The organism is Pseudomonas sp. F(2018), from assembly GCF_005508865.1.
In the GTDB taxonomy this organism is placed as follows: Bacteria; Pseudomonadota; Gammaproteobacteria; order Pseudomonadales; family Pseudomonadaceae; genus Aquipseudomonas.
Genome location: NZ_SCOM01000007.1, coordinates 111,316 through 134,420, shown reverse-complemented (window position 1 = coordinate 134,420; position 23,105 = coordinate 111,316). Strand labels below are relative to the sequence as shown.

Annotated in this window: 15 protein-coding genes; 6 read left to right on the top strand and 9 right to left on the bottom strand. The window is 66.8% G+C overall.

Annotated features, from left to right (window positions below):
* Nucleotides 1–288 precede the first annotated feature (288 nt).
* Complete coding sequence (locus FFS62_RS22655; protein WP_137975125.1) at nt 289–2,091, bottom strand: acyl-CoA dehydrogenase; 1,803 nt, start codon at nt 2,089–2,091, stop codon at nt 289–291.
* 156 nt (nt 2,092–2,247) lie between these two features.
* Here FFS62_RS22655 and FFS62_RS22650 point away from each other — a divergent pair, with 156 nt between their 5' ends.
* Nucleotides 2,248–3,084 (top strand): 23S rRNA (adenine(2030)-N(6))-methyltransferase RlmJ, encoded by an 837-nt coding sequence (locus tag FFS62_RS22650; RefSeq protein WP_137975124.1) that lies wholly within the window; start codon nt 2,248–2,250, stop codon nt 3,082–3,084.
* Between the two features lie 42 nt (nt 3,085–3,126).
* Here FFS62_RS22650 and FFS62_RS23505 read toward each other — a convergent pair whose 3' ends face one another.
* Together FFS62_RS23505 and FFS62_RS22640 are read right to left on the bottom strand one after the other, a co-directional pair.
* Entirely contained in the window at nt 3,127–3,954 is an 828-nt protein-coding gene (locus tag FFS62_RS23505) for a methyl-accepting chemotaxis protein (protein ID WP_371920175.1), read from the bottom strand.
* A 324-nt stretch (nt 3,955–4,278) separates the two neighbouring features.
* On the bottom strand, nt 4,279–5,535 hold the full coding sequence (locus tag FFS62_RS22640) for an HD-GYP domain-containing protein (RefSeq protein WP_137975123.1): 1,257 nt from the start codon (nt 5,533–5,535) through the stop codon (nt 4,279–4,281).
* A 348-nt stretch (nt 5,536–5,883) separates the two neighbouring features.
* On the opposite strand from FFS62_RS22640, the gene FFS62_RS22635 reads away from it, so the two are divergent.
* Complete coding sequence (locus FFS62_RS22635) at nt 5,884–7,470, top strand: malate:quinone oxidoreductase (RefSeq protein WP_137975122.1); 1,587 nt, start codon at nt 5,884–5,886, stop codon at nt 7,468–7,470.
* Between the two features lie 25 nt (nt 7,471–7,495).
* On the opposite strand, the gene FFS62_RS22630 is transcribed toward FFS62_RS22635, so the two are convergent.
* Nucleotides 7,496–8,035 (bottom strand): PadR family transcriptional regulator, encoded by a 540-nt coding sequence (locus tag FFS62_RS22630; RefSeq protein ID WP_137975121.1) that lies wholly within the window; start codon nt 8,033–8,035, stop codon nt 7,496–7,498.
* A gap of 126 nt (nt 8,036–8,161) precedes the next feature.
* On the opposite strand from FFS62_RS22630, the gene FFS62_RS22625 reads away from it, so the two are divergent.
* Complete coding sequence (locus FFS62_RS22625; RefSeq protein WP_137975120.1) at nt 8,162–9,817, top strand: NAD(P)/FAD-dependent oxidoreductase; 1,656 nt, start codon at nt 8,162–8,164, stop codon at nt 9,815–9,817.
* Between the two features lie 105 nt (nt 9,818–9,922).
* Here the strand turns inward: FFS62_RS22625 and FFS62_RS22620 are convergent, their stop codons facing one another.
* The 3 genes from FFS62_RS22620 to FFS62_RS22610 all read right to left on the bottom strand — a co-directional run bounded on the left by FFS62_RS22620 (nt 9,923) and on the right by FFS62_RS22610 (nt 13,658).
* The gene (locus FFS62_RS22620; RefSeq protein ID WP_137975119.1) at nt 9,923–10,120 is read right to left on the bottom strand and encodes a YjfB family protein; all 198 of its coding nucleotides are present in this window, start codon (nt 10,118–10,120) and stop codon (nt 9,923–9,925) included.
* A 66-nt stretch (nt 10,121–10,186) separates the two neighbouring features.
* A complete protein-coding gene (gene msrA, locus FFS62_RS22615) occupies nt 10,187–10,834 on the bottom strand; it encodes a peptide-methionine (S)-S-oxide reductase MsrA (protein WP_137975118.1) in 648 nt (215 codons plus the stop codon).
* Nucleotides 10,835–10,964: 130 nt separating this feature from the next.
* Nucleotides 10,965–13,658, bottom strand: coding sequence for an EAL domain-containing protein (locus tag FFS62_RS22610; RefSeq protein ID WP_137975117.1), 2,694 nt, complete (start codon nt 13,656–13,658; stop codon nt 10,965–10,967).
* Nucleotides 13,659–13,826: 168 nt separating this feature from the next.
* On the opposite strand from FFS62_RS22610, the gene FFS62_RS22605 reads away from it, so the two are divergent.
* Nucleotides 13,827–14,315: a hypothetical protein gene (locus FFS62_RS22605; protein WP_256662352.1), complete on the top strand. Its 489-nt coding sequence runs from the start codon at nt 13,827–13,829 to the stop codon at nt 14,313–14,315.
* 244 nt (nt 14,316–14,559) lie between these two features.
* On the opposite strand, the gene aceF is transcribed toward FFS62_RS22605, so the two are convergent.
* Both aceF and aceE read right to left on the bottom strand, forming a co-directional pair.
* Complete coding sequence (gene aceF, locus FFS62_RS22600) at nt 14,560–16,239, bottom strand: dihydrolipoyllysine-residue acetyltransferase (RefSeq protein WP_137975115.1); 1,680 nt, start codon at nt 16,237–16,239, stop codon at nt 14,560–14,562.
* A gap of 11 nt (nt 16,240–16,250) precedes the next feature.
* A complete protein-coding gene (gene aceE / locus FFS62_RS22595) occupies nt 16,251–18,896 on the bottom strand; it encodes a pyruvate dehydrogenase (acetyl-transferring), homodimeric type (protein WP_137975114.1) in 2,646 nt (881 codons plus the stop codon).
* A 241-nt stretch (nt 18,897–19,137) separates the two neighbouring features.
* Here aceE and glnE point away from each other — a divergent pair, with 241 nt between their 5' ends.
* Together glnE and FFS62_RS22585 are read left to right on the top strand one after the other, a co-directional pair.
* Nucleotides 19,138–22,041: a bifunctional [glutamate--ammonia ligase]-adenylyl-L-tyrosine phosphorylase/[glutamate--ammonia-ligase] adenylyltransferase gene (gene glnE, locus FFS62_RS22590; RefSeq protein ID WP_137975113.1), complete on the top strand. Its 2,904-nt coding sequence runs from the start codon at nt 19,138–19,140 to the stop codon at nt 22,039–22,041.
* A 40-nt stretch (nt 22,042–22,081) separates the two neighbouring features.
* A complete protein-coding gene (locus FFS62_RS22585) occupies nt 22,082–23,005 on the top strand; it encodes a branched-chain amino acid transaminase (protein WP_137975112.1) in 924 nt (307 codons plus the stop codon).
* The last annotated feature ends 100 nt before the right edge of the window (nt 23,006–23,105 follow it).

The following is a 23,105-nucleotide window of genomic DNA, read 5'->3' as shown; positions in this document are numbered from 1 at the left end:
AAACGCCCCGCATTTGCGGGGCGTTCTTTTGTAGCTGAATCAGCTGTTTAGCTGCTGATGGCCGGGCTTGCTATTGCAAAGGGTGGACGACGCTCCACGCGGAGTAGTCATGGGGCAGAACCAGGCACTCTGCATGTTCATGCAGCCAGGTAGCCCGGACTTTAGTCCGGGGGCGCACGTCCAGTTCCCGGACTGAAGTCCGGGCTACCAGCTGTGTGCAGTGAGGTGTTGTGCTCCAGGAAAAAAAGCCCCGCATGTGCGCGGGGCGAGGAAGAGTAAAGCGCTAAATCAGAACCAGGCGTCCTGCATGTTCAGGCAGGTGTCGTCGCGCGCTTCGAGAATGTTCAGCTCGTGCTGGCAGCTCGGTACTTCCCAGGTCAGGAAGAAACGCGCGGCCTGCAGCTTGCCCTGGTAGAAGTTGACGTCGGCGGCGTTGCCGCGCGCCAGGCCTTCTTCGGCGCGAATCGCCTGCTCCAGCCAGCGCCAGCCGATCACCGCGTGGCCGAAGGCCTTGAGGTACAGCGCCGAGTTGGCCAGGCCCTGGTTGACCTTGCCGGTCAGCAGGTCGCCGAGCAGGGCCAGGGTAACGCCGCCGAGGCGCTGCACCAGCTGCTCCAGCGGCTGGCGCAGGCGATTCAGCGACTCGAAGGCCGCGGCGCGCTGGCAGGTGTCCTGGATCAGCGCCATCAGCTGCTTGAGCGCGGCGCCGCCGTTCATCGAGACCTTGCGGCCGAGCAGGTCGAGCGACTGGATGCCGTGAGTGCCCTCGTGGATCGGGTTCAGACGGTTGTCGCGGTAGTACTGCTCCACCGGGTACTCGCGGGTATAGCCGTGGCCGCCGAGCACCTGGATGGCCAGCTCGTTGGCCTTGAGGCAGAACTCCGAGGGCCAGGATTTGACGATCGGGGTCAGCAGGTCGAGCAGCTCCAGGGCCTTCTTGCGCTCGTCCTCGCTGGGCAGGGTGTGGGTGTCGTCGAACAGCCGGGCGGCGTACAGGCCCAGGTCGAAGGCGCCCTCCACATAAGCCTTCTGGGTCAGCAGCATGCGCCGCACATCGGCGTGCTCGACGATGGAGATCTGCGGGCTGCTCGGGTCCTTGCCATCCGCGTGGCGGCCCTGCGGACGGTTGCGCGCGTAGTCCAGCGAGTACAGGTAGCCGGCGTAGCCGAGCATGATGGCGCCCATGCCGACGCCGATGCGCGCCTCGTTCATCATCTGGAACATGTAGCTCAGACCGTGGTGCGGCTTGCCGACCAGATAGCCGACGCACTCGCCGTTATCGCCGAAGTTCAGCGCGGTGGAGGTGGTGCCGCGCCAGCCCATCTTGTGGAACAGGCCGGCCAGGGTCACGTCGTTGCGCGCACCCAGCGAGCCGTCGTCGTTGACCAGGAACTTGGGCACGATGAACAGGCTGATGCCCTTCACCCCGGGCGGGGCGTCCGGCAGCTTGGCCAGCACCATGTGCACGATGTTCTCGGAGATCGGCTGGTCGCCGCCGGAGATGAAGATCTTGTTGCCGCGGATACGGTAGCTGCCATCGGCATGCGGCTCGGCCTTGGTGCGGATGTCCGACAGCGAGGAGCCGGCGTGCGGCTCGGTCAGGCCCATGGTGCCGAAGAAGCGGCCGTCGATGATCGGCTGCAGGAAGCGCTCTTGCTGTTCGGCGCTGCCGAAGGCCTCGATCAGGTTGGCCACGCCCATGGTCAGCATCGAGTAGGAGCTGGTGGCGCAGTTGGCCGACTGGAAGTGGGCGAAGCAGGCCTGCGACAGCAGGTTGGGCAGCTGCATGCCGCCGGCCTCGAAGTCGCGGGTGGCGTTGAGGAAGCCAGCCTCGTGGAACGCCTTGAGCGCCGGGGCCACCTCGGGGATCAGCACGGCGGCGCCGTCCACGTACTGCGGTTCGTGCTCGTCGTTCTTGCGATTGTGCGGGGCGAACAGTTCCTCGGCGATACCGCGCGCGGTGCCGATGGCGGCATCGAAGGTTTCCCGATTGTGGTCGGCGAAGCGCTCGCGCTGGGTCAGGGCTTCGGCGTCCAGCACTTCGTAGAGTTCGAAGGCCAGGTTGCGGGAACTGAGCAGGGACTCGGACATGATCGTCTCCGGTGGGATCTTCTTGAAGTCTAGAGTCGTGAATAGAGGCCGCCTAGCAAGATTCATCGGCCTGATGCTGAGCTAGAAACTGTTCGCGTCGTCCCTTCGGGCTACAATTCGCGCCCCGCTCCAGGTTCTGCTTCAGGTAACGCGCCCATGAACTACCGCCACGCCTTCCATGCCGGCAACCACGCCGATGTGCTCAAGCACCTCGTCATCAGCCGCATCATCGCCCTGCTGTCGCGCAAGGAGGCGCCGTTCGCCTACCTCGACAGCCATGCCGGCGTCGGCCTGTATGACCTGCAGGGCGACCAGGCTACCCGCACCGGCGAGTGGCTGGAAGGCATCGGCCGGCTGTGGGATGCGCCGGACCTGCCCGAGGCGACCGCCGACTACTTCGGCGTGCTGCGCACGCTCAACCCGGACGGTGCGCTGCGCTACTACCCCGGCTCGCCGGAGCTGGCCTGCCAGCTGACCCGCGAGCAGGACCGCGTGCTGCTCAACGAGAAGCACCCCGAAGACGGCCAGCTGCTCAAGGACAACATGAAGGGCGACCGCCGCGTGGCCGTGCACCTGGGCGAGGGCTGGCACGTGCCGCGCGCCCTGCTGCCGGTGGCGGAGAAGCGTGCGCTGCTGCTGATCGACCCGCCGTTCGAGAAGGCCGACGAGCTGGAGCGCTGCGTCACCGCGCTGGACGAGGCCATCGGGCGCATGCGCCAGACCGTGGTCGCCATCTGGTACCCGATCAAGGACGAGCGCCAGCTCAAGCGCTTCTATCAGGGCCTGGAGAAATCCAGCGCGCCCAAGCTGCTGCGCGTCGAGCTGTTCGTCCACGCGCCGGACGATGCCAACCGCCTGGCCGGCTCCGGCCTGGCCATCGCCAACGCGCCCTGGGGCCTGGAAGACGAGCTGAAGCTACTGCTGCCGTGGCTGGCTGAGAAGCTGGCGCAGAGCCAGGGCAGCTTCCGTCTGGACTGGCTGATCGCCGACTGACGACCCCTACGGCCCGGCGCGCTCGAAGGCGCTGGCGCGGCGCTAGAGCGGCGTGGTTTGGTCGCGCAGGCGCGCGGCCAGTTCGGCCAGCGCCTGGTCGTGCTGCTGCAGTTCGCCCAGGGCGTCGCTGGATATTTCCGGCGGTGTGGCGAGCGGGCCGCTCATTGCCTGCAGCAGTTCGCTGAGCTGACTAGCGATTTCCAGAGTGCGCTCCTGGCTCGTCCGTAGTGCGGCCAGGCTATCGGCGATGCGCTGTTGCGCCTCTTCGCTGGTCTGCGTGCCGTCCTGGGCCAGCTGGTTGGTCTGCGCGTCGGCCTGGCGCAGGGCCTCCAGCATCTCGCCCACCGTGCCGCGAATGGCCAGGGAGAAGTCGGTAGAGCGGCTGGACAGGGCGCGCACTTCGTCGGCCACCACAGCAAAGCCGCGGCCGCTGTCGCCGGCCCGCGCCGCCTCGATGGCGGCGTTCAGCGCGAGCAGATTGGTCTGCTTGGCGATGGAGTCCATATCGGTGGTGGCGCGCAGCACGGTCTCGGCCTGCTGGGCGATGCCACGCATGCCTTCGGCCAGGACGGCGGCCTGGTCGCGGGTCTGCCGCTGTTGCTCGAGCAGGGTGGCGAGCGCCCGGCGCGCCTGGGTGTCGTCGCCCGGCGCTGTCGGCAGTTCGGCCAGCAGGGCTTGGGCGGAGTGGGTCTGCTGCTGCAGTCGTTCGTCCTGGGTCTGCCAGTGCTGCTGGGCGGCGGCGTTGCGGGCCTGCAGGTCCCGCTGCAGGCGTTCGAGCAGCTCGCGTTGCTGCGCACACTGCGCCTCCAGCTGGTCGGCCAGCGGCGCGACCCAGCCCGGCACCTGCGGCTCGACGGCGCGCGGCTGCATCAGCGCGCGCCAATGGGTGGCGGTGGCCAGCGCGGGCAGCAGGCCGAAGCTCAGGCACACCCCGCTGAACAGGCAGATCCACAGTGGCAGGCCGCCCCAGGCGCCCAGGCCGACCAGCAGCCAGGGCGATATCTGCAGCGCTACGGCAGCCGGGCTGAAGGCCTTGGGCGGAATCTCGTGGAGGTCGGAAAAGCGCGGGTTGTGCATGGCTGGCCGGGTCTACTTCTTGTTTGGCGGCGATCGATCTGCTCCGCTGTATCGGCAGCGGCGACGGTTCGCTGAGTTTAGGCGCGATTGTTCTGGCGCGGTCATCCGCCCTAAGCGCTATTTTCCGCGCTGGCGCGGGTCGACGTAATAGGTGAGTTGCTGGCGCGGGTTGAGGTATTCCAGCGCCTCCAGCGGCAGCTGCGCCGGACGCAGGCTGCGGGCGATGGCCAGCCTGGGCTCGTGCTCCAGGTTGACGATCAGCGCCTCGGCCTTGGGCACGCTCGGCTCGTAGAGGATCAGCGTCGGCTTCAGCGGCAGGCTCGGGTGCATGGCCAGCACCAGGGCGTAGCGCTCGTCCTCCAGTTGCACCAGGCTGCCCGGCGGGTACACGCCCATGCAGCGGATGAAGGCCTTCAGCGCCACCTCGTCGAAGCGTTCGCGCTGTTGCTTGAACATCAGCGCCAGGGCCTCGTGGGGGCTCAGGCCGTCGCGCGGGTTGAGCGGGTTGCACAGGTTGTCGAAGGCGTTGGCGATGCTCACCACCCGACTCAGGCGACCGATGGCCGCCTCGCGTAGGCCCTTGGGATAGCCGCTGCCGTCGCAGTATTCGTGGTGCTCCTGGATGATCCGCAGCACCTCGTCGTCGAGCATCAGCTCGCGGCCGCGCCGCACGCCGAAGTCCACGTGCAGCTGCAGCAGTTGCTGCTCCGGGCGGGTCAGCGGCTCGGCCTTGAGCAGCACCTTGCTCGGCACTTCCAGCTTGCCCATGTCATGCAGCAGGGCGCCGAGGCCCAGGCTGTGGCAGGCCTCGGAGTCGTAGCCGAGCTGGCGGCCGAGCATCACCGACAGCACGGTGACGTTGAGCGGGTGGAAGTAGGCGTCGTCCGCGGCCTTGCCATTGATGCTGTGCAGCGCCGCGCCATCCTCGCCGAGCAGCGCCTCGACCAGCTCGCGCACCAACTCGCCGGCCAGCTTGATGGCGTCCTCCGGCTGGTTGCGCAGGGCCTGGTTGAGCGACTTCACCCGCTGGCTGGCCTGCACGAAGGTGCGGTCCACCTCGGCCAGGCGCTTGCGCAGGGCGCCCAGCTTGGCCGCGCGGGCCTGGCGAGCCTGCTCCTCGGGGCTGGGCTTGGGCGGCTCTTCGGCCTGCTCCTGGGGCTCGGCGGTTTTCAGCGCCAGGGGCTGGCAGTCGCTGCGCGCCGGTTCGTAGCGCAGCTGGGCCAGGCCCAGGTCGCGCAGGGCCTGGAGCTGGCCCTCGTCCTTGATCTTGAAACTGCTGAAGGCGAAGTTGTGTTCCCACCAGCTCAGGTCCAGGTGCACGTAGAGGCCCACGCACAGCTGTTCGGGGGAGATGGAGATGGTCGTTGCGGGCATGCCGGGCTCGCTGGCTGCTGGCTGTTTGATGGCAGTCTAGCGTCTGCCCGCCGCTGGTGGCAGAGGTAGCCGGCCGGCGGGATCTCGCCACGCCGCTGGCGGAAATCGGCCATCTGCACGGCCGGGGGCGGCGCAAAGGCCCGCCGTTAGGGGGCGAGCGATCCGGCATCGGTTTTGCTCTGGGAGCGACCTTTGGTCTTTCGGCCGCATAAAAACCGTCAACGCCGGGGCGGTTCGACGGTCAACCGACTGAACGGCCTCGTGCCGCGTGCTCCGCGTCCCGCCGCTGCGGCCGGAGAACATCTCGCAGCGCCTCGTCTACGCCCTCCACTGGAACTGGTCATCGCCATGAAGAAAATCCTATTGATCCTCGCCTGCCTCGCGGCGGTGGGGTGCTCGAAACCGCCCACGCCGGAGAAGACCGTCGACGTGCTGCTGATCGGCGGCGTGATGAGCGCCACCCTCGGCACCTACATCAGCCAGCTGGAACCGGGCTGGACCATCGACATCTACGAGCGCATGGACCAGGTCGCCGACGAGAGCTCCAACGCCTGGAATAATGCCGGCACCGGTCACTCTGCCTTCTGCGAGCTGAACTACACGCCGGAGACGCCGGACGGCGGCATCGACATCAGCAAGGCGGTGGCGATCAACGAGTCCTTCGAGATCTCCAAGCAGTTCTGGGCGCACCAGATCGACCAGGGCGTGCTCAAGAATCCCAGGTCGTTCATCAACAACGTGCCGCACATGAGCTTCGTCTGGGGCGACAAGAACGTCGCCTACCTGAAGAAGCGCCACGCGGCCCTGCAGCACAGCTCGCTGTTCCGCGGCATGCAGTACTCCGAGGACCCGGCGCAGATCGCCCAGTGGGTGCCGCTGGTGATGAACGGCCGGCCCGAGGGCGAGAAAATCGCCGCCACGCGCATGCCGATCGGCACCGACGTCAACTTCGGCGAGATCACCAAGCAGCTGATCGGCGCGCTGACCCAGCGTGACGGCGTGGCGTTGCACCTGCGCCATGAGGTGCGCGACCTGCAGCGCAACGACGACGGCACCTGGACGGTGGTGGTCGCCGACCTGGCCAACGACGAGCAGGAAAGCAGTGTCAAGGCCAAGTTCGTCTTCATCGGCGCCGGCGGCGCGGCACTGCCGCTGCTGCAGAAGGCCGGCATCGACGAGGCGGATAGCTACGGCGGCTTCCCGGTGGGCGGCCAGTTCCTGGTCACGCGCAATCCCGAGGTGGTCGCCCAGCACCAGGCCAAGCTGTACGGCCTGGCCTCGGTCGGCTCGCCGCCGATGTCGGTGCCGCACCTGGACACCCGGGTGATCGACGGCGAGAAGGTGCTGCTGTTCGGACCCTTCGCCACCTTCTCCAGCAGGTTCCTCAAGCACGGTTCGCTGTGGGACCTGTTCGCCTCGGTGAGCAGCGACAACCTCGGGCCCATGACCCACGCCGGCTGGGACAACATGGACCTGAGCCAGTACCTGATCGGCCAACTGATGCTCGACCAGGACGACCGCATGCAGGCCCTGCGCGACTACTTCCCCGATGCGCGGGACGAGGACTGGGAGCTGATCACCGCCGGCCAGCGCGTGCAGGTGATCAAGAAGGATGAGGAGAAGGGCGGCGTGCTGCAGTTCGGCACCGAGGTGGTGAGCGCCGCCGACGGCAGCATCGCCGCGCTGCTGGGTGCCTCGCCGGGCGCCTCGACCGCCGCGCCGATCATGCTCACGGTGCTGGAACGCACTTTCAAGGAAGAGATGCAGACCCCCGAGTGGCAGGCGCGCCTGAAGGAAATCATCCCGTCCTACGGACAGAAGCTGAACGACGACATCGAGCTGACCAACCGCATCCGCGCCTACAGCAGCGAGCGCCTGCAGCTGCTGCACGTACCGGTCGAGGCGGAAGCCAGCGTGGCGGGCGCCGCGCTCTAGCGGTTTGCCCGCGGGCTGCGCCGGCTCAGTCGGCGCGGCCCAGCTCCGCCGCCACTTCGTCGGCCCAGGCCAGCCAGGACTGTTCGCCGAGGATGCCGCGGCGCAGGGTCAGGTAAGGCAGGCGCAGCGCGGCGCGCTGTTCGGCGGGCAGGGCGTGGTAGTCGCGCTCGATGCTCAGCAGGCTGTCCAGGGTCTTGCGGTGCACGGCCACGTGGCGGCTCATCTCCTCGCGCAGATTGTCCAGCGAGGTGTGGGCACCGGCATACAGCTTCACCAGCAGTGCATCGTTGATCTTGTTCGGCTGCACCGGTTCGCCCAGCCAGCGCAACAGTTCGGCATGGCCGGCCGGGGTGAGGCGATAGATCTTCTTGTCCGGGCGGGCCTCCTGCGCCTCCGCCTCGAACTCCAGCCAGCCGGCCTCGTTGAGTTTCTTCAGTTCCAGGTAGACCTGCTGGTGCTTGGCGTTCCAGAAATAGCCGAGGCCATCCTTGAAGCGCTTGAGCAGGTCGTAGCCGCTGCCGGGTTCGCTTTCCAGGAGGATGAGGATGGCGTGCTTGAGCGACATGGACGGGCTTCACCGGCTGGCTGGGAGATGCGCGGCAGTATACGGATTATGCAAAAAGTTGCATGGTCGGTGGGTGCTGTTTAGTATGCAAAAAGTTGCATAACAAGAATAACCCAGGAGACCCCCATGAAACGCACCGGTACCCGCTTGCGCGCGCGTCTGCTCGGCAACGACTACGACGCCATCATCATCGGCTCCGGCATCGGCGGCCTGACCACCGCCGCGCTGCTGGCCAAGCTCGGCAAGCGCGTGTGCGTGCTGGAGCAGCATTACACCGCCGGTGGCTACACCCACAGCTACGAGCGCGAGGGTTACGAGTGGGACGTGGGCGTGCACTACATCGGCGAGGTGCACAAACCCTGGTCGGCGATCCGCCGCATCTTCGATGTGATTAGCGACGGCAAGCTGGAATGGGCGCCGATGGATGCGCGCTATGACCGCATCGTCATCGGCGACCAGACCTACGACTACGTGGCCGGCCGCGAGGAATTCAAGGCCGAGATGAAGCAGCACTTCCCCGGCGAAGCGGCGGCCATTGATCGCTACGTGGAACTGCTCAGCGACGTCAGCGCGCGGGTACCGCGCTTCTTCGCCGGCCAGGCCCTGCCGCGCTCGCTCGGCATGCTCTACGCCAAGCTGCGCCGGCTGTGGCTGCCGGCCTACTTCTTCAAGAGCACCCGCGAAGTGCTCGAAGGCCTGACCCAGAACCAGGAGCTGATCGGCGTGCTCACCGCCCAATGGGGCGACTATGGACTGCCGCCGGCCAAGGCGGCCTTCGTCATGCACGCCATGGTCGCCAAGCACTACATCACCGGCGGCAACTACCCGGTGGGCGGCGCGATCAAGATCTCCGAGACCATCATCCCGACCATCGAGGCGGCCGGCGGCCATGTCTTCACCTATGCCGGGGTCGACAAGATCCTGGTGGAGAACGGCCGCGCCGTGGGCGTGCGCCTGCAGAAGGACGGCCTGGAGATCCGCGCGCCGCAGATCGTCAGCTGCGCCGGCCTAGTGCCGACCTACACCCGCCTGCTCGATGCGCAGGTGGCCAACGAGCATGGCCTGCTGGCGTCGCTGCAGAAGGTCGACCTGTCCGCCGCCACCCTGTGCCTGTACGCCGGCTTCAAGGGCAGCGCCGCCGAACTGGGCCTGCCGAAGACCAACTACTGGGTCTACCCGACCTTCGATCACGATTACAACGTCAGCAGTTTCGAGAGCGGGCAGAACCCGGCGATGCCGCTGATCTACATCAGCTTCCCCTCGGCCAAGGACCCGGCCTGGGATGCCCACTACCCGCACAAGGCCACGGTGGAGATTGTCGCGCCGACCCTGCCGCAGTGGTTCGCCCAGTGGAAGGGCACCACCTGGGGCAAGCGCGGCGCCGAGTACGAGGCGTTCAAGGCTCAGCTCACCGAACATCTGCTGGAAACCCTGTACAAACATCAGCCGCAACTGCGCGGCGCCCTGGACTTCTGCGAGCTGGGCACGCCGCTGTCCACCGAGTGGTACCAGTGGAACGAGCAGGGCGAGATCTACGGCATCGACCACACGGTGCAGCGCTTCGACCAGCACTGGATCCACAGCCAGACGCCGATCAAGGGCCTCTACCTGACCGGTGCCGACACCGTCACCGCCGGGGTCGGCGGCGCGCTGATGGCCGGGGTGATGACGGCGACCCGCATGCTTGGCTGGCGCGGCTACAAGATTGCGAGGTTACTGAAGAACTGGAAGGCGAGCGCGGCGGCAGGCGATAGCCCGGCGCCGGCCGGCCAGGAGGGGTAGTTCCGCGGTAGGGCGATCGGCAGCGCATCAGGAATGGCGCCGCCGGCCGATCCATTTTCGAAGAGCAGGATGCGTGCATCCTTGATCATCTCAATGGCGTGAGCGCTAGACCGTCACATCCACCGCATTACCCAGATTCGGCGGATTGCTCGGCGGAGTGACCTGCGGAATGGCCTGGATCAGGCCGATGGCGCTGGCGGCCTGAATATCCAGGGACTTTCTCAGCAGCATCAGCGAGGCGGTTGCCGAGGCCTGCGCCGCGTTGGCATTGGAAACGGCGCTGGCGATATTGCTCAGGTCCATGGCGGGTTCTCCTGCGGAGATGGCTCTACCGGGTCGACCGGTAGAGCGCGGCGAAGGTTCCGCCACTCAGACCGGCAGGCACACCCCAGTACCGCCCAGCCCGCAATAGCCGCCCGGGTTCTTCGCCAGGTACTGCTGGTGATAGGCCTCGGCGTAGTAGAAGGCCGGCGCGTCGGCGATCTCGGTGGTGATGGGGCCGAGTCCGGCCTTCTCCAGTTCGGCCTGGAACTGCGCCTGGCTGGCTTCGGCGGCGGTGCGCTGGGCGGCATCCAGGCAATAGATGGCCGAGCGGTACTGGGTGCCGATGTCGTTGCCCTGGCGCATGCCCTGGGTCGGGTTGTGCGCTTCCCAGAACACCTTGAGCAGTTGCTCGTAGCTGGTCTGCTGCGGGTCGAACACCACCAGCACCACCTCGGTATGGCCGGTCAGGCCGGAGCAGACTTCCTCGTAGGTCGGGTTCGGCGTATGGCCGCCGGCGTAGCCCACGGCGGTGGTCCACACGCCGGGCTGTTGCCAGAAGCGCCGCTCGACACCCCAGAAGCAACCCATGGCGAATACCGCCTGCTGCAGGCCGGCGGGGAAGGGCGCCTTGAGCGGGTTGCCGTTGACGTAGTGGGCGGCTGGCACCGCCATGCTCTCGACGCGGCCGGGCAGGGCCTGTTCGGCGCTGGGCAGTTCGAGTTTGTGGGCGAGGATTTGCGAACGCAGAACCATGATCTGTTCCTGTGCTGTGACGGACTGGGGATAGCTTACTCCGCTGGGCGGGCGGTTGAAGCCGAGGGATAGACGCGAATCGTGGGGCTGGATTACAGCGCGGGCCTGCCGTTGGTCGGCTGGGCGAAGTTCAGGCGCCGCGGCAGGGATAGCGGCGCAGGCTGCCCACCAGGTCGCGGCCGGGAATCGGCCGGTCGAACAGGTAGCCCTGGCCAACGTCGCACAGCTGGCGGCGCAGGAAGCCGAGCTGGGCGGCGGTCTCGATACCTTCGGCGACCACCTTGAGCTTGAGGTTGTGGGCCATGGCGATCACCGCGGAGGTGATCTCCATGTCGTCCTGGTTCTCGGGGATGTCCTTGATGAAGCTGCGGTCGATCTTGATCACGTCGATCGGGAATTTCTTCAGGTAGCTCAGCGACGAGTAGCCGGTGCCGAAGTCGTCCATCGCCAGGGTCAGGCCCAGGGCCTTGAGGCGTGCCACCTGCTGGCGGGTGGCGTCGTTGCCTTCGAGCAGCAGGCTCTCGGTCAGCTCCACTTCCAGCAGGTGCGCCGGCAGCTGCTCCTCGTCGAGGATGGCGGCGATGGAGCCGACCAGGTCGGGGTCGGTGAACTGCTTGGCCGACAGGTTGATCGCCACCTGGATATCACCCATGCCCAGGGCTGACAGCTCCAGGCTGGCGCGGCAGGCCTGGCGCACCACCCATTTGCCGATGGGGATGATCAGGCCGGTTTCCTCGGCGACGCTGATGAACTGGTCCGGGCTGATCATGCCCTTCTCCGGGTGCTGCCAGCGCAGCAGCGCTTCCAGGCCGAGCAGCTGCCCGCTCTTCAGGCAAAGCTTGGGCTGGTAGTAGACCTCCAGCTCGTTCTGGGTCAGGGCACGACGCAGGTTGTTCTCGACGAACAGCTTGTAGCTGGCCTCGGCATTCAGCGCCTCGGTGAACAGCTGGACCTGGTGCTTGCCGTTGGCCTTGGCCTTGTGCAGGGCCAGGCCGGCGTGCTTCATCAGCACGTGCGGGTCGTCGCCGTGCAGCGGCGCGCAGGCCAGGCCGACCGAGCCGGTGACGCTGATCAGCTGGTTGTCGACGAACAGCGGCTTGTCCAGGGTGGCCAGCAGCTCCTGGGCCAGTTTGAGACCGGCTTCCTGCTCGGCGCCGTCCAGCAGCACGGCGAACTCGTTGCTGGCGAAGCGCGCCAGGCTGGTGTTCTGGCTCAGGCTGTTGCGCAGGCGGCGGGCCAGGTTGGTCAGCAGCTTGTCGCCGGTCTGGTGGCCGAGGCTGTCGTTGATCCGCTTGAAGTTGTCGATGTCCACCAGCAGCAGGCTGAAGGCCTGGCCGTCGTGGCGGGCGAAGCGTTCTTCCAGGCAGCGGATGAAGTAGGGGCGATTACCCAGGCCGGTGAGGTTGTCGCTGTAGGCCAGGCGCTCGATGCGCTGCTGGGCCAGCTTGCTCTGGGTGATGTCTTCGTAGATGCCGATGTAGTGGGTCAGCTCGCCGTCGTCGTTGTACACCTTGGAGATCGACAGCTGGCCCCAGTAAGGCTCGAGGTTCTTGCGCCGGCTGCGGAACTCGCCCTGCCAGCTGTTGCGCTCGGCCAGGCCGGCCTGGGCGTCGAACAGCAAGTCGCCGAGGTTCTCCAGGGCCGGCAGCTGGGAGATGCGCCGGCCCTGGATCTCCTCGGCACCATATTGGGTGATCGAGGTGAAGCTGGGGTTGACGTACTGCACCAGGCCGTCGCGGTCGAACAGCAGGAAGGCGCTGGCGCTCTGCTCCACGGCGCGCTGGAACAGGAACAGGGCGCTGGTGGCGTCGCGGCGCTGCTGGTTGCTCATGACCTGGGCGAACTGGTCGGCCAGTTCGCCGGCGAAGGCGATCTCGTCGGCCTGCCAGGTGCGCGCCGGGCCGATGTGCTCCAGGCACAGCACGCCGACCACCTCGCCGCCGAGGCGGATGCTGGCGTCGAGCATGGCGCTGATGCCCAGGGGCTTGAGGTAGCCTCGGGCCAGCTCGCTGGTGCGCGGGTCGCGCTGGGCGTTGTGCGCGTCGATGGCGCGGCCGCTGTGCAGCGCCTCCAGATAGCGCGGGAACAGGCGGGCGTCGATGGCCGCCGGCATCTCGTGGCCGTCGATGTCGCGGCGGTACATGGCCACCGGCTCCAGGGTCTCGCCGATCAGGTGCCAGAGGCTGGCGCGGGCCACGTCATAGGTCTCGCAGGCGGCCTGGGTGATCAGCTCGGCGGCTTCCTTGAGCGGGTCCAGCGCGCTATAGCGATGCCGCGCCAGGCGCACGATCAGGCTCTGCTGGGCGCGCGAGCGGATCAGGTGCTGCAGGTGCTCTTCCTGGGAGTGCTGGTACAGCTCCAGGGAGGTTCTCAGCTTGTTGTTCTGTTCTTCCAGCTCCTGCATGCGCTGCTCGGCCAGGGTCTCGCCGGCCTCGGCGGTGACCAGCAGGTAGCCACGCAGCAGCAGGCGGCCGCGCTGCTGGAACGACTCGCCGATCTCCAGCAGGTGCAGGGCGCCGTTGGGCGTGTGCAGGCGATAGCGCACCGAATAGTGCGGCGCCTTGCTCAGCTGCAGCTGGATCTCGTCGTGCAACTGGTAGCGCGACTCCGGCTCCATCAGGCTGGCGTAGGGGCAGTCGAGCAGGGCGCAGAGTTCGCCGGCGCTGACGCCGAGTTGGCGTTCGCAGGCGGGATCGAGGAACAGCAGGGTCCAGCTGGGCTCGTTGATACGCTCGAAGCGCAGCATTCCCAGGCGCGAGGGCACTGGCAACTGCGTCACAACCTCGGCCGCCTGACGGCTGGCGGCATCGGGATGGCTTTTCATCGAACGACTGGCTTCCTTATGCTGCCGCTTCAGGGCAGGCTTGGAACCTGTTGGCGCTCCAGTGTGTGGGGCCGCCAGACGAGTTCACAGGTCTGTTACATCAACCAAGTGGGGCAAGGGTGCATCATGCGGCAGGGACTGACAAGAAGACTGAGCGGGTTATTGCTGATGCTGAGCCTGGGCGCGGGTGCCCCGGCGCAGGCCAGCGAAGCCCAGCTGAGCGGTGAGGAGCAGGCGCGTTATCTCGCCGAGCTGAAGCGACTGTATCTGACCAAGGACGAGCGCAAGGCGCTGCTGGCGCATAGCAACGCGCTGCTCGACACCTACGCCCTGCGCGCCGGCTACCAGCTGGGCAAGGCGCCGGCGCAGCGCAGCGACCTGCGCTACCAGCTCAGCGTCGCCGCCCCGGGCGAGCTGCTGGTGCGCCAGGAAACCCGCGCCGAGCAGACCAACAGCCTGGCGGTGAGCAACCAGCGCCTGTCGGTGTTCGGTCTCGACCCCTATATCCATTACGACTGTCCGACCAACGGCATCACCTGCGTGCTGAACAATCCGGCCGACGGCAGCCCGTGGATCACCGTGCTGCGCGATCACCAGGGCGCGGCCGACCTGGCCAAGGCGATCAGCTTCCTGATCCGCAATCTGCAGAAAAACTGATCCGCAGGCTGGTGCAGAAAGCCCCGCTTCGGCGGGGCTTTTCTTTGCGCGATAAAAAGTGGGTAGCCCGGGTGTAATCCGGGGGCAGAGTTGCCTACTTCCCGGATTGCATCCGGGCTACGGCTGAGCAGTGGGCGACGCAAAGAGCCTCGCGTCCACATTTGTACTCCTCCATAAAAAAGCCCCGCCAGGAGGCGGGGCCGAGGAGTGAGGCGTCGATGCCTCCAAAGCACAGCTTGGTTCGTTACAGCAGCAGGGTACGGATGTCGCCCAGCACGTCGCCCAGACGCTTGGTGAAGCGCGCGGCGGCGGCGCCGTTGATCACCCGGTGATCGTAGGACAGCGACAGCGGCAGCATCAGGCGCGGCTGGAAGGCCTTGCCGTCCCATACCGGCTGCATGGTCGCCTTGCTCACCCCGAGGATCGCCACTTCCGGCGCGTTGACGATCGGCGTGAAGCCGGTGCCGCCGATATGGCCGAGGCTGGAGATGGTGAAGCAGGCGCCCTGCATGGCGTCCGGCGAGAGCTTCTTGGTGCGTGCCTTCTCGGCCAGCTCGGCGGCCTCGCCTGCCAGCTGCAGCAGGCTCTTCTGGTCGACGTCGCGGATCACCGGCACCAGCAGGCCGTCCGGAGTGTCAACGGCGAAGCCGATGTGCACGTATTTCTTGCGGATCAGCGCCTTCCCGCTCGGCGCCAACGAACTGTTGAAGTCCGGCAGCTCCTTGAGCAGATGGGCGCAGGCCTTGAGCAGCAGCGGCAGCACGGTCAGCTTGACGCCGGCCTTCTCGGCCACCGCCTTCTGCGCCACGCGGAAGGCTTCCAGCTCGGTGATGTCGGCGCTGTCGAACTGGGTCACGTGCGGCACGTTGAGCCAGCTGCGATGAAGGTTGGCGGCACCGACCTGCATCAGGCGGGTCATCGGCACTTCTTCGATGGCGCCGAACTTGCTGAAGTCCACTTCCGGGATCGGTGGGATGCCGGCACCGCCGGTGGTGCCAGCGGCCGGGGCATCCTTGGCCTTCTGCAGCATGGCCTTGACGTAGTTCTGCACGTCTTCCTTGAGGATGCGGCCTTTCGGGCCGGTACCCGGCACGGCGGCCAGGTCGATGCCGAACTCGCGGGCGGTCATGCGCACGGCCGGGCCGGCGTGGACCTTGCTGCCGTCGCGTACCGGGGCGGCCACTGCAGCGGCGGCCGCAGACAGGGCGGCGATGGCGCCGACTTCGGCGGCCACCGCGGGTGCCGCGCCGGGCGGTGTGCTGTGCACGGGCGGAGCGGCTGCCGGGGCCGGTGCGGCAGCCGGCGCGGCAGCGGGAGCGGCGCCAGCGACCTTGAGCTTGAGAATCAGATCGCCGGTGCCGACCTCGGCGTCCAGCTTGACCTGCACGGACTCCACCACGCCGGCGGCCGGCGAGGGGATCTCCATGCTGGCCTTGTCCGACTCCAGGGTGATCAGCGACTGGTCGGCGGCGATAGTGTCGCCGGCCTTGACCAGCACCTCGATGACCTTGACCTTGCCGGTGGTGCCGATGTCCGGCACGTGGACATCCTGCACGCTCTCGGCAGCCGGAGCGGCACTCGGTTGCGGCGCGGCGACGCTGGGCGCCTCGGCCTCGTCGACGGCCTGGGTCGGTTTGCTCGGTGCGGGGGCGGCAGCCGGCTCGGATTTCGGTTCGGCGGCCGGGGCTGCGCCCTCGACCTCCAGTTCCAGCAGCTCGTCGCCGGTCTTCAGTTTGTCGCCCAGCTTGACCTTCAGGCTCTTGATCACCCCGGCCCTGGGCGCGGGGATTTCCATGCTGGCCTTGTCCGACTCCAGGGTCAGCAGGCTCTGCTCGGCCTCGATGCGATCACCGACCTTGACCAGCAGTTCGATCACTTCACCTTCGCCGCTGCCGATATCGGGTACGCGAATCAACTCGCTCACAGTGCGTCTCCTCAGCAGTCCAGGGGGTTGGCTTTTTCGGGGTCGATGCCGAACTTGGCGATGGCATCGGCCAGCACCTTGGCTTCGATCTCGCCACGGTCGACCAGCGCTTCCAGCGCGGCCAGGACCACCCAGTAACGGTCCACCTCGAAGAAGTGGCGCAGTTTCTTTCGGCTGTCGCTGCGGCCGAAGCCGTCGGTGCCGAGCACCTTGTACTCCTTGCTGGGCACCCACTGGCGCACCTGCTCGGCGAACAGCTTCATGTAGTCGGTGGAGGCCACCACCGGGCCCTTGCGCCCGGTGAGGCATTCCTGGATGAACGCCTGCTTGGGCTTCTGCCCGGGGTGCAGGCGGTTCCAGCGCTCCACGGCCAGGCCGTCGCGGCGCAGTTCGTTGAAGCTGGTGACGCTCCACACGTCCGAGCCGATGTTGAACTCGTCACGCAGGATCTTCGCCGCCTCGCGCACTTCGCGCAGGATGGTGCCGGAGCCCAGCAGCTGCACGTGGTGGGCGGCTTCCTTCTTGTCTTCCTCGAGCAGGTACATGCCCTTGATGATGCCGTCCTCGGTGCCGGCCGGCAGGGCCGGTTGCTGGTAGGACTCGTTCATCACGGTGATGTAGTAGAAGACGTTCTGCTGCTGCTCGATCATCTCCTTGATGCCGTGGCGGATGATTACTGCCAGCTCGTAGCCGTAGGTCGGGTCGTAGGTGCGGCAGTTGGGGATGGTCGCGGCCATGATGTGGCTGTGGCCGTCCTCGTGCTGCAGGCCCTCGCCGTTCAGCGTGGTACGGCCGGCAGTGCCGCCGATCAGGAAGCCGCGGGCGCGGCTGTCGCCGGCGGCCCAGGCCAGGTCGCCGATGCGCTGGAAGCCGAACATCGAGTAGAAGATGTAGAACGGCAGCATCGGCTGATTGTGCGTGGAGTACGAGGTGCCGGCGGCGATCCAGCTGGACATGGCGCCGGCCTCGTTGATGCCTTCCTCAAGGATCTGGCCCTTCTTGTCCTCGCGGTAGAACATCACCTGGTCCTTGTCGACCGGCTCGTAGAGCTGGCCGACCGAGGAATAGATGCCGAGCTGGCGGAACATGCCTTCCATGCCGAAGGTGCGTGCCTCGTCCGGCACGATGGGCACGATGCGCGCGCCCAGGTCCTTGTCCTTGACCAGCTGCGAAAGGATGCGCACGAAGGCCATGGTGGTGGATATGTCGCGGTCGCCGGTGCCGTCGAGGATGGCCTTGAGGGTCTCCAGCGGCGGGGTCGGGATGCTGAAGCTCTGGGTGCGGCGCTGCGGCACGAAACCGCCGAGCTTGGCGCGGCGTTCGTGCAGGTATTTGGCCTCTGAGCTGCCCGGCTCGGCCTTGACGAAGGGCAGGCTCTCCAGCTCGTCGTCCTTGACCGGGATGTCGAAGCGGTCGCGGAATTTCTTCAGGCTGTCGATATCGACTTTCTTGGTGTTGTGCGCGGTGTTCTTCGCCTCGCCCGCACCGGTGCCGTAGCCCTTGATGGTCTTGGCCAGGACCACGGTCGGCTGGCCCTGATGGTTCACCGCCTGGTGGTAGGCCGCGTACATCTTGTACGGGTCGTGGCCGCCGCGGTTGAGGTTCCAGATCTCCTGGTCGGAGAGGTCCTTGACCATCTCCTTCAGCTCCGGCGTGTTGAAGAAGTGTTCACGCACGTAGGCCCCGTCCTTGGCCTTGTAGTTCTGGTACTCGCCGTCGATTACCTCGTCCATGCGGCGCTGCAGGATGCCATCGACGTCCTTGGCCAGCAGCGGGTCCCAGAAGCGGCCCCAGATGACCTTGTTGACGTTCCATTCGGCGCCGCGGAACACGCCTTCCAGTTCCTGGATGATCTTGCCGTTGCCGCGCACCGGGCCGTCGAGGCGCTGCAGGTTGCAGTTGATCACGAAGATCAGGTTGTCCAGCTTCTCGCGGCCGGCCAGGGAGATCGCGCCGAGGGACTCCGGCTCGTCGCACTCGCCGTCGCCCATGAAGCACCAGACTTTCTGCTTGCCGGCGGGGATGTAGCCGCGGCTCTCCAGGTACTTCATGAAGCGCGCCTGGTAGATCGCCTGGATCGGGCCGAGGCCCATGGATACGGTGGGGAACTGCCAGAAGTCCGGCATCAGCCAGGGGTGCGGGTAGGAGGACAGGCCCTTGCCATCCACCTCCTGGCGGAAGTTGTTCATCTGGTCTTCGCTGATGCGCCCTTCGAGGAAGGCGCGGGCATAGATCCCGGGGGAGGCGTGGCCCTGATAGAAGATCAGGTCGCCGCCGTGTTCTTCGGTCGGTGCCTGGAAGAAGTAGTTGAAGCCGATGTCGTACAGGGTCGCCGAGGAGGCGAAGCTGGAGATGTGACCGCCCAGGTCCGGGTCCTGCAGGTTGGTGCGCATCACCATGGCCAGCGCGTTCCAGCGCACCAGCGAGCGGATGCGGCGCTCCATGAACAGGTCGCCCGGCATGCGTGCCTCGTGGCCGACCGGGATGCTGTTGCGGTAAGGCGTGGTGATCGCATAGGGCAGCTGGGTACCGCTGCGGGTGGCCAGCTCGCCCATGCGGGTCAGCAGGTAGTGGGCGCGGTCTTCACCTTCTTTGTCGAGGACGGACTCGAGGGCATCCAGCCATTCCTGGGTTTCGACGGGATCGAGGTCTTGCATGGCTTGCTCCAGGGCGGAAAGGCTTCCAGAATCGGAGGCCTGGGCTCGTGCACGCTTTTTGGGCGGGCTACGGGAAGTCGTTATCGACCAGGGTGTTCATGGTCGTTTTTGTAGTTTTACTACATTTCGATGGCGCCTGTGGAGTCCGGGACACATTCTTTAGTAGTAAAACTACAGTTTCAGGAAGGGCAGTAGCGCCTGGGATAGATCGGGTCTGACTGCCCGTCCCCAAGGATAGACCATGAGTTTGCCGCCACTGGCCGCCCTGCCGACCGCCCTGTTGCTCCTCGCCGAACGCGCTGCCGCGCTGCTGCCTTCCGACTGGTCGGGCGAGCGCGCGGAGGCGCTGCGGCGGGTCTGCGCGCTCAGCGACTTCGTCCATGAGCAGGCCGTGCGCGCCCCCGAGCTGCTGGCCGAGTTGGGCGCCAGCGGCGAGCTGGAGCGGCGCCTGCAGGGTGGCGAGCTGCGCGGCCAGCTGCAGGCCGCGCTGGCCGACTGCGCCGACGAGGACGAGCTGGGCCGGCGCCTGCGGCGCTTCCGCAACCGCCAGCAGGTGCGCATCATCTGGCGCGACCTGACCCGCCAGGCCGACCTGGCCGAGACCTGCCGCGATCTCTCCGACCTGGCCGATGCCAGCATCGATGGCGCCTACGAGTGGCTGTTCCCGCGCCACTGCGAGCAGTTCGGCACGCCGATCGGTCGGCGCTCCGGCCAGGTGCAGCACATGGTCATCCTCGGCATGGGCAAGCTCGGCGCCCACGAACTCAACCTGTCCTCGGACATCGACCTGATCTTCGGCTACCCGGAAGGCGGTGAGACCGAGGGGGTGAAGCGCTCGCTGGACAACCAGGAGTTCTTTATCCGCCTGGGGCAGAGACTCATAAAGGCGCTGGATGCCATTACCGTCGAAGGCTTCGTGTTCCGCGTCGATATGCGCCTGCGCCCGTATGGCTCGGCCGGCGCGCTGGTGCTCAGCTTCAATGCCTTGGAGCAGTACTACCAGGACCAGGGTCGCGACTGGGAACGCTACGCCATGATCAAGGCGCGGGTGGTCGGTGGTGACCAGGCCGCCGGCAAGCAGCTGCTGGAGATGCTGCGGCCCTTCGTCTACCGCCGCTATCTGGACTTCTCGGCCATCGAGGCGCTGCGTTCCATGAAGCAGCTGATCCAGCAGGAAGTGCGGCGCAAGGGCATGAGCGACAACGTCAAGCTCGGCTCCGGCGGCATCCGCGAGGTCGAGTTCATCGCCCAGGCCTTCCAGCTGATCCACGGCGGCCGCGACCTCAGCCTGCAGCAGCGGCCGCTGCTCAAGGTGCTGGCGACCCTGGAGGGGCAGGGCTACCTGCCGCCGCCGATCATCGCCGAGATGAAGGAAGGCTACGAATTCCTGCGTTATACCGAGCATGCCCTGCAGGCCATCGGCGACCGCCAGACGCAGATGCTGCCGGACAACGACATCGATCGCGCGCGGGTGGCCTGCATCATGGGCTGCGACTCCTGGGCGCAGTTCCTGGAGTGCCTGGCGCAGTGGCGCGGGCGCATCGAGTGGCACTTCCGCCAGGTCATCGCCGACCCGGACGAGGACGAGGGTGGCGAGGCCGAGACCTGCGTCGGTGGCGAGTGGCTGCCGCTGTGGGAGGAGGCGCTGGACGAGGAAATGGCCGGCCGCCAGCTGGCCGAGGCCGGCTTCAGCGAACCCGCCGCCGCGCTCAAGCGGCTGATCGACCTGCGCGGCGGCAGCCAGGTGCGCACCATGCAGCGCCTCGGTCGCGAGCGCCTGGATGCCTTCATTCCGCGCCTGCTGGCGCAGACCGTCGAGCACGCCAATCCGGACCTGGTGCTGGAGCGCGTGCTGCCGCTGATCGAGGCGGTGGCGCGGCGTTCCGCCTACCTGGTGCTGCTCACCGAGAACCCCCTGGCGCTCAAGCGCCTGCTGACCCTGTGCGCGGCCAGCCCGTGGATCGCCGAGCAGATCACCCGCTTCCCGCTGCTGCTCGACGAACTGCTCAACGAGGGCCGCCTGTTCAAGCCGCCGCTGGCGCCGGAGCTGGCCGCCGAGCTGCGCGAGCGCCTGACGCGGATTCCCGAGGACGACCTGGAGCAGCAGATGGAGGCCCTGCGCCACTTCAAGCTGGCCCACGGCCTGCGCGTGGCCGCCTCGGAAATCGCCGGCACCCTGCCGCTGATGAAGGTCAGCGACTACCTGACCTGGCTGGCCGAGGCGATCCTCGACCAGGTGCTGGCCCTGGCCTGGCGCCAGACCGTGGCCAAGTACGGCAATCCGCGCCGCGCCGACGGCAGCCTATGCGATCCGGACTTCATCATCGTCGGCTACGGCAAGGTCGGCGGCCTGGAGTTCGGCCACGGCTCGGACCTGGACCTGGTGTTCATCCATGACGGCGATTCCCAGGCCGAGACCGACGGCGCCAAGCCCATCGACGGCGCGCAGTTCTTCGCCCGCCTGGGCCAGCGCATCATTCACCTGCTGACCACCCAGACCACTTCCGGCCAGCTGTATGACGTCGACATGCGCCTGCGCCCCTCGGGGGCGGCGGGCCTGCTGGTCAGTTCCCTCGGCGCCTTCCAGCGCTACCAGGAAAACGAGGCCTGGACCTGGGAGCACCAGGCGCTGGTGCGCGCCCGCGTGCTGGTCGGCTGCGCGCGGGTCGGGGCGGCCTTCGAGCGGGTGCGTGCCGAGGTGCTCGGCCGCGAGCGCGACCTGCCCAAGCTGCAGGCCGAAGTCAGCGAGATGCGCGCCAAGATGCGCGACAACCTGGGCACTCGGGAGACCGCCGCCGGCACCGCGCAAAATGCCTTCGACGCCGCGTCTTCCTTCGATCTGAAGCAGGACGCCGGTGGTATCGTCGATATCGAATTTATGGTGCAATACGCGGCCCTGGCGTGGTCGCGGCAGCACCCCGAGCTGCATCGCTACACCGATAACATCCGCATTCTCGATGGCCTGCGCGACGTGGGATTGATGCCCGCCGCAGACGTCGAACTGTTGCAGGAGGCCTATAAGGCCTACCGCTCCGCCGCCCACCGGCAGGCGTTGCAGAAACAGCCGGGCAAGGTCGGCGGCGACCAGTTTGCCGCCGAACGTCGCAGCGTGATGCGCCTGTGGCGCGAGCTGGGCCTGAGCTGACCGACGATTTGAACGAGACGAACACTGAGGAGTGGCAACGATGTCGATGGCCGACCGCGATGGCGTGATCTGGTATGACGGCGAACTGGTGCAGTGGCGCGAAGCGACCACCCACGTGCTGACCCACACCCTGCACTACGGCATGGGCGTGTTCGAGGGCGTACGCGCCTACAATACCCCGCAGGGCACCGCCATCTTCCGCCTGCAGGCGCACACCGACCGCCTGTTCGACTCGGCCCATATCATGGGCATGAAGATCCCCTTCACCAAGGAGGAGATCAACGAGGCCACCCGCGCCGCCGTGCGCGAGAACAACCTGGAAACCGCCTATATCCGCCCGATGGTGTTCTACGGAAGCGAGGCCATGGGCCTGCGCGCCACCGGCCTGAAGGTGCACGTGATAGTCGGTGCCTGGCACTGGGGCGCCTACATGGGCGACGAGGCGCTGCAGAAGGGCATCAAGGTGCGCACCAGCTCCTTCACCCGCCACCACGTCAACATCTCCATGACCCGCGCCAAGGCCAACGGCAACTACATCAACTCGATGCTGGCCCTGCAGGAAGCCATCTCCGGCGGCGCCGACGAGGCCATGCTGCTGGACACCGAGGGCTACGTGGCCGAGGGTTCGGGCGAGAACATCTTCCTGGTCAAGAACGGCGTGGTGTATACCCCGGAAGTGACCTCGTGCCTGAACGGCATCACCCGCGCCACCGTCCTCACCCTGGCCAAGGAGCTGGGCATCGAGGTGGTGGAGAAGCGCATCACCCGCGACGAGGTGTACATCGCCGACGAGGCCTTCTTCACCGGCACCGCCGCGGAAGTCACGCCGATTCGCGAAGTGGATGGCCGCCAGATCGGCATCGGCAGCCGCGGCCCGGTGACCGAGAAGCTGCAGAAGGCCTACTTCGACCTGGTCACCGGCCAGACCAGCGCCCATGCCGAGTGGCGCACACTGGTCAAGTAAGGCCGGTCGCAGGCATTGAAAGATCGTGACCAAAACCTTATCTATTGGTCACGATTGCCCCGTTCCGAGCTGCCTTGGTTCGTTCGGGGCATACGAAAAG

Bases quoted from the DNA above. Each gene is read 5' to 3' on its own strand.
- FFS62_RS22655 (WP_137975125.1), bottom strand. From the start codon at position 2,091: ATGTCCGAGTCCCTGCTCAGTTCCCGCAACCTGGCCTTCGAACTCTAC.
- FFS62_RS22650 (WP_137975124.1), top strand. From the start codon at position 2,248: ATGAACTACCGCCACGCCTTCCATGCCGGCAACCACGCCGATGTGCTC.
- FFS62_RS23505 (WP_371920175.1), bottom strand. From the start codon at position 3,954: ATGCAGCCGCGCGCCGTCGAGCCGCAGGTGCCGGGCTGGGTCGCGCCG.
- FFS62_RS22640 (WP_137975123.1), bottom strand. From the start codon at position 5,535: ATGCCCGCAACGACCATCTCCATCTCCCCCGAACAGCTGTGCGTGGGC.
- FFS62_RS22635 (WP_137975122.1), top strand. From the start codon at position 5,884: ATGAAGAAAATCCTATTGATCCTCGCCTGCCTCGCGGCGGTGGGGTGC.
- FFS62_RS22630 (WP_137975121.1), bottom strand. From the start codon at position 8,035: ATGTCGCTCAAGCACGCCATCCTCATCCTCCTGGAAAGCGAACCCGGC.
- FFS62_RS22625 (WP_137975120.1), top strand. From the start codon at position 8,162: ATGAAACGCACCGGTACCCGCTTGCGCGCGCGTCTGCTCGGCAACGAC.
- FFS62_RS22620 (WP_137975119.1), bottom strand. From the start codon at position 10,120: ATGGACCTGAGCAATATCGCCAGCGCCGTTTCCAATGCCAACGCGGCG.
- msrA (WP_137975118.1), bottom strand. From the start codon at position 10,834: ATGGTTCTGCGTTCGCAAATCCTCGCCCACAAACTCGAACTGCCCAGC.
- FFS62_RS22610 (WP_137975117.1), bottom strand. From the start codon at position 13,658: ATGAAAAGCCATCCCGATGCCGCCAGCCGTCAGGCGGCCGAGGTTGTG.
- FFS62_RS22605 (WP_256662352.1), top strand. From the start codon at position 13,827: ATGCTGAGCCTGGGCGCGGGTGCCCCGGCGCAGGCCAGCGAAGCCCAG.
- aceE (WP_137975114.1), bottom strand. From the start codon at position 18,896: ATGCAAGACCTCGATCCCGTCGAAACCCAGGAATGGCTGGATGCCCTC.
- glnE (WP_137975113.1), top strand. From the start codon at position 19,138: ATGAGTTTGCCGCCACTGGCCGCCCTGCCGACCGCCCTGTTGCTCCTC.
- FFS62_RS22585 (WP_137975112.1), top strand. From the start codon at position 22,082: ATGTCGATGGCCGACCGCGATGGCGTGATCTGGTATGACGGCGAACTG.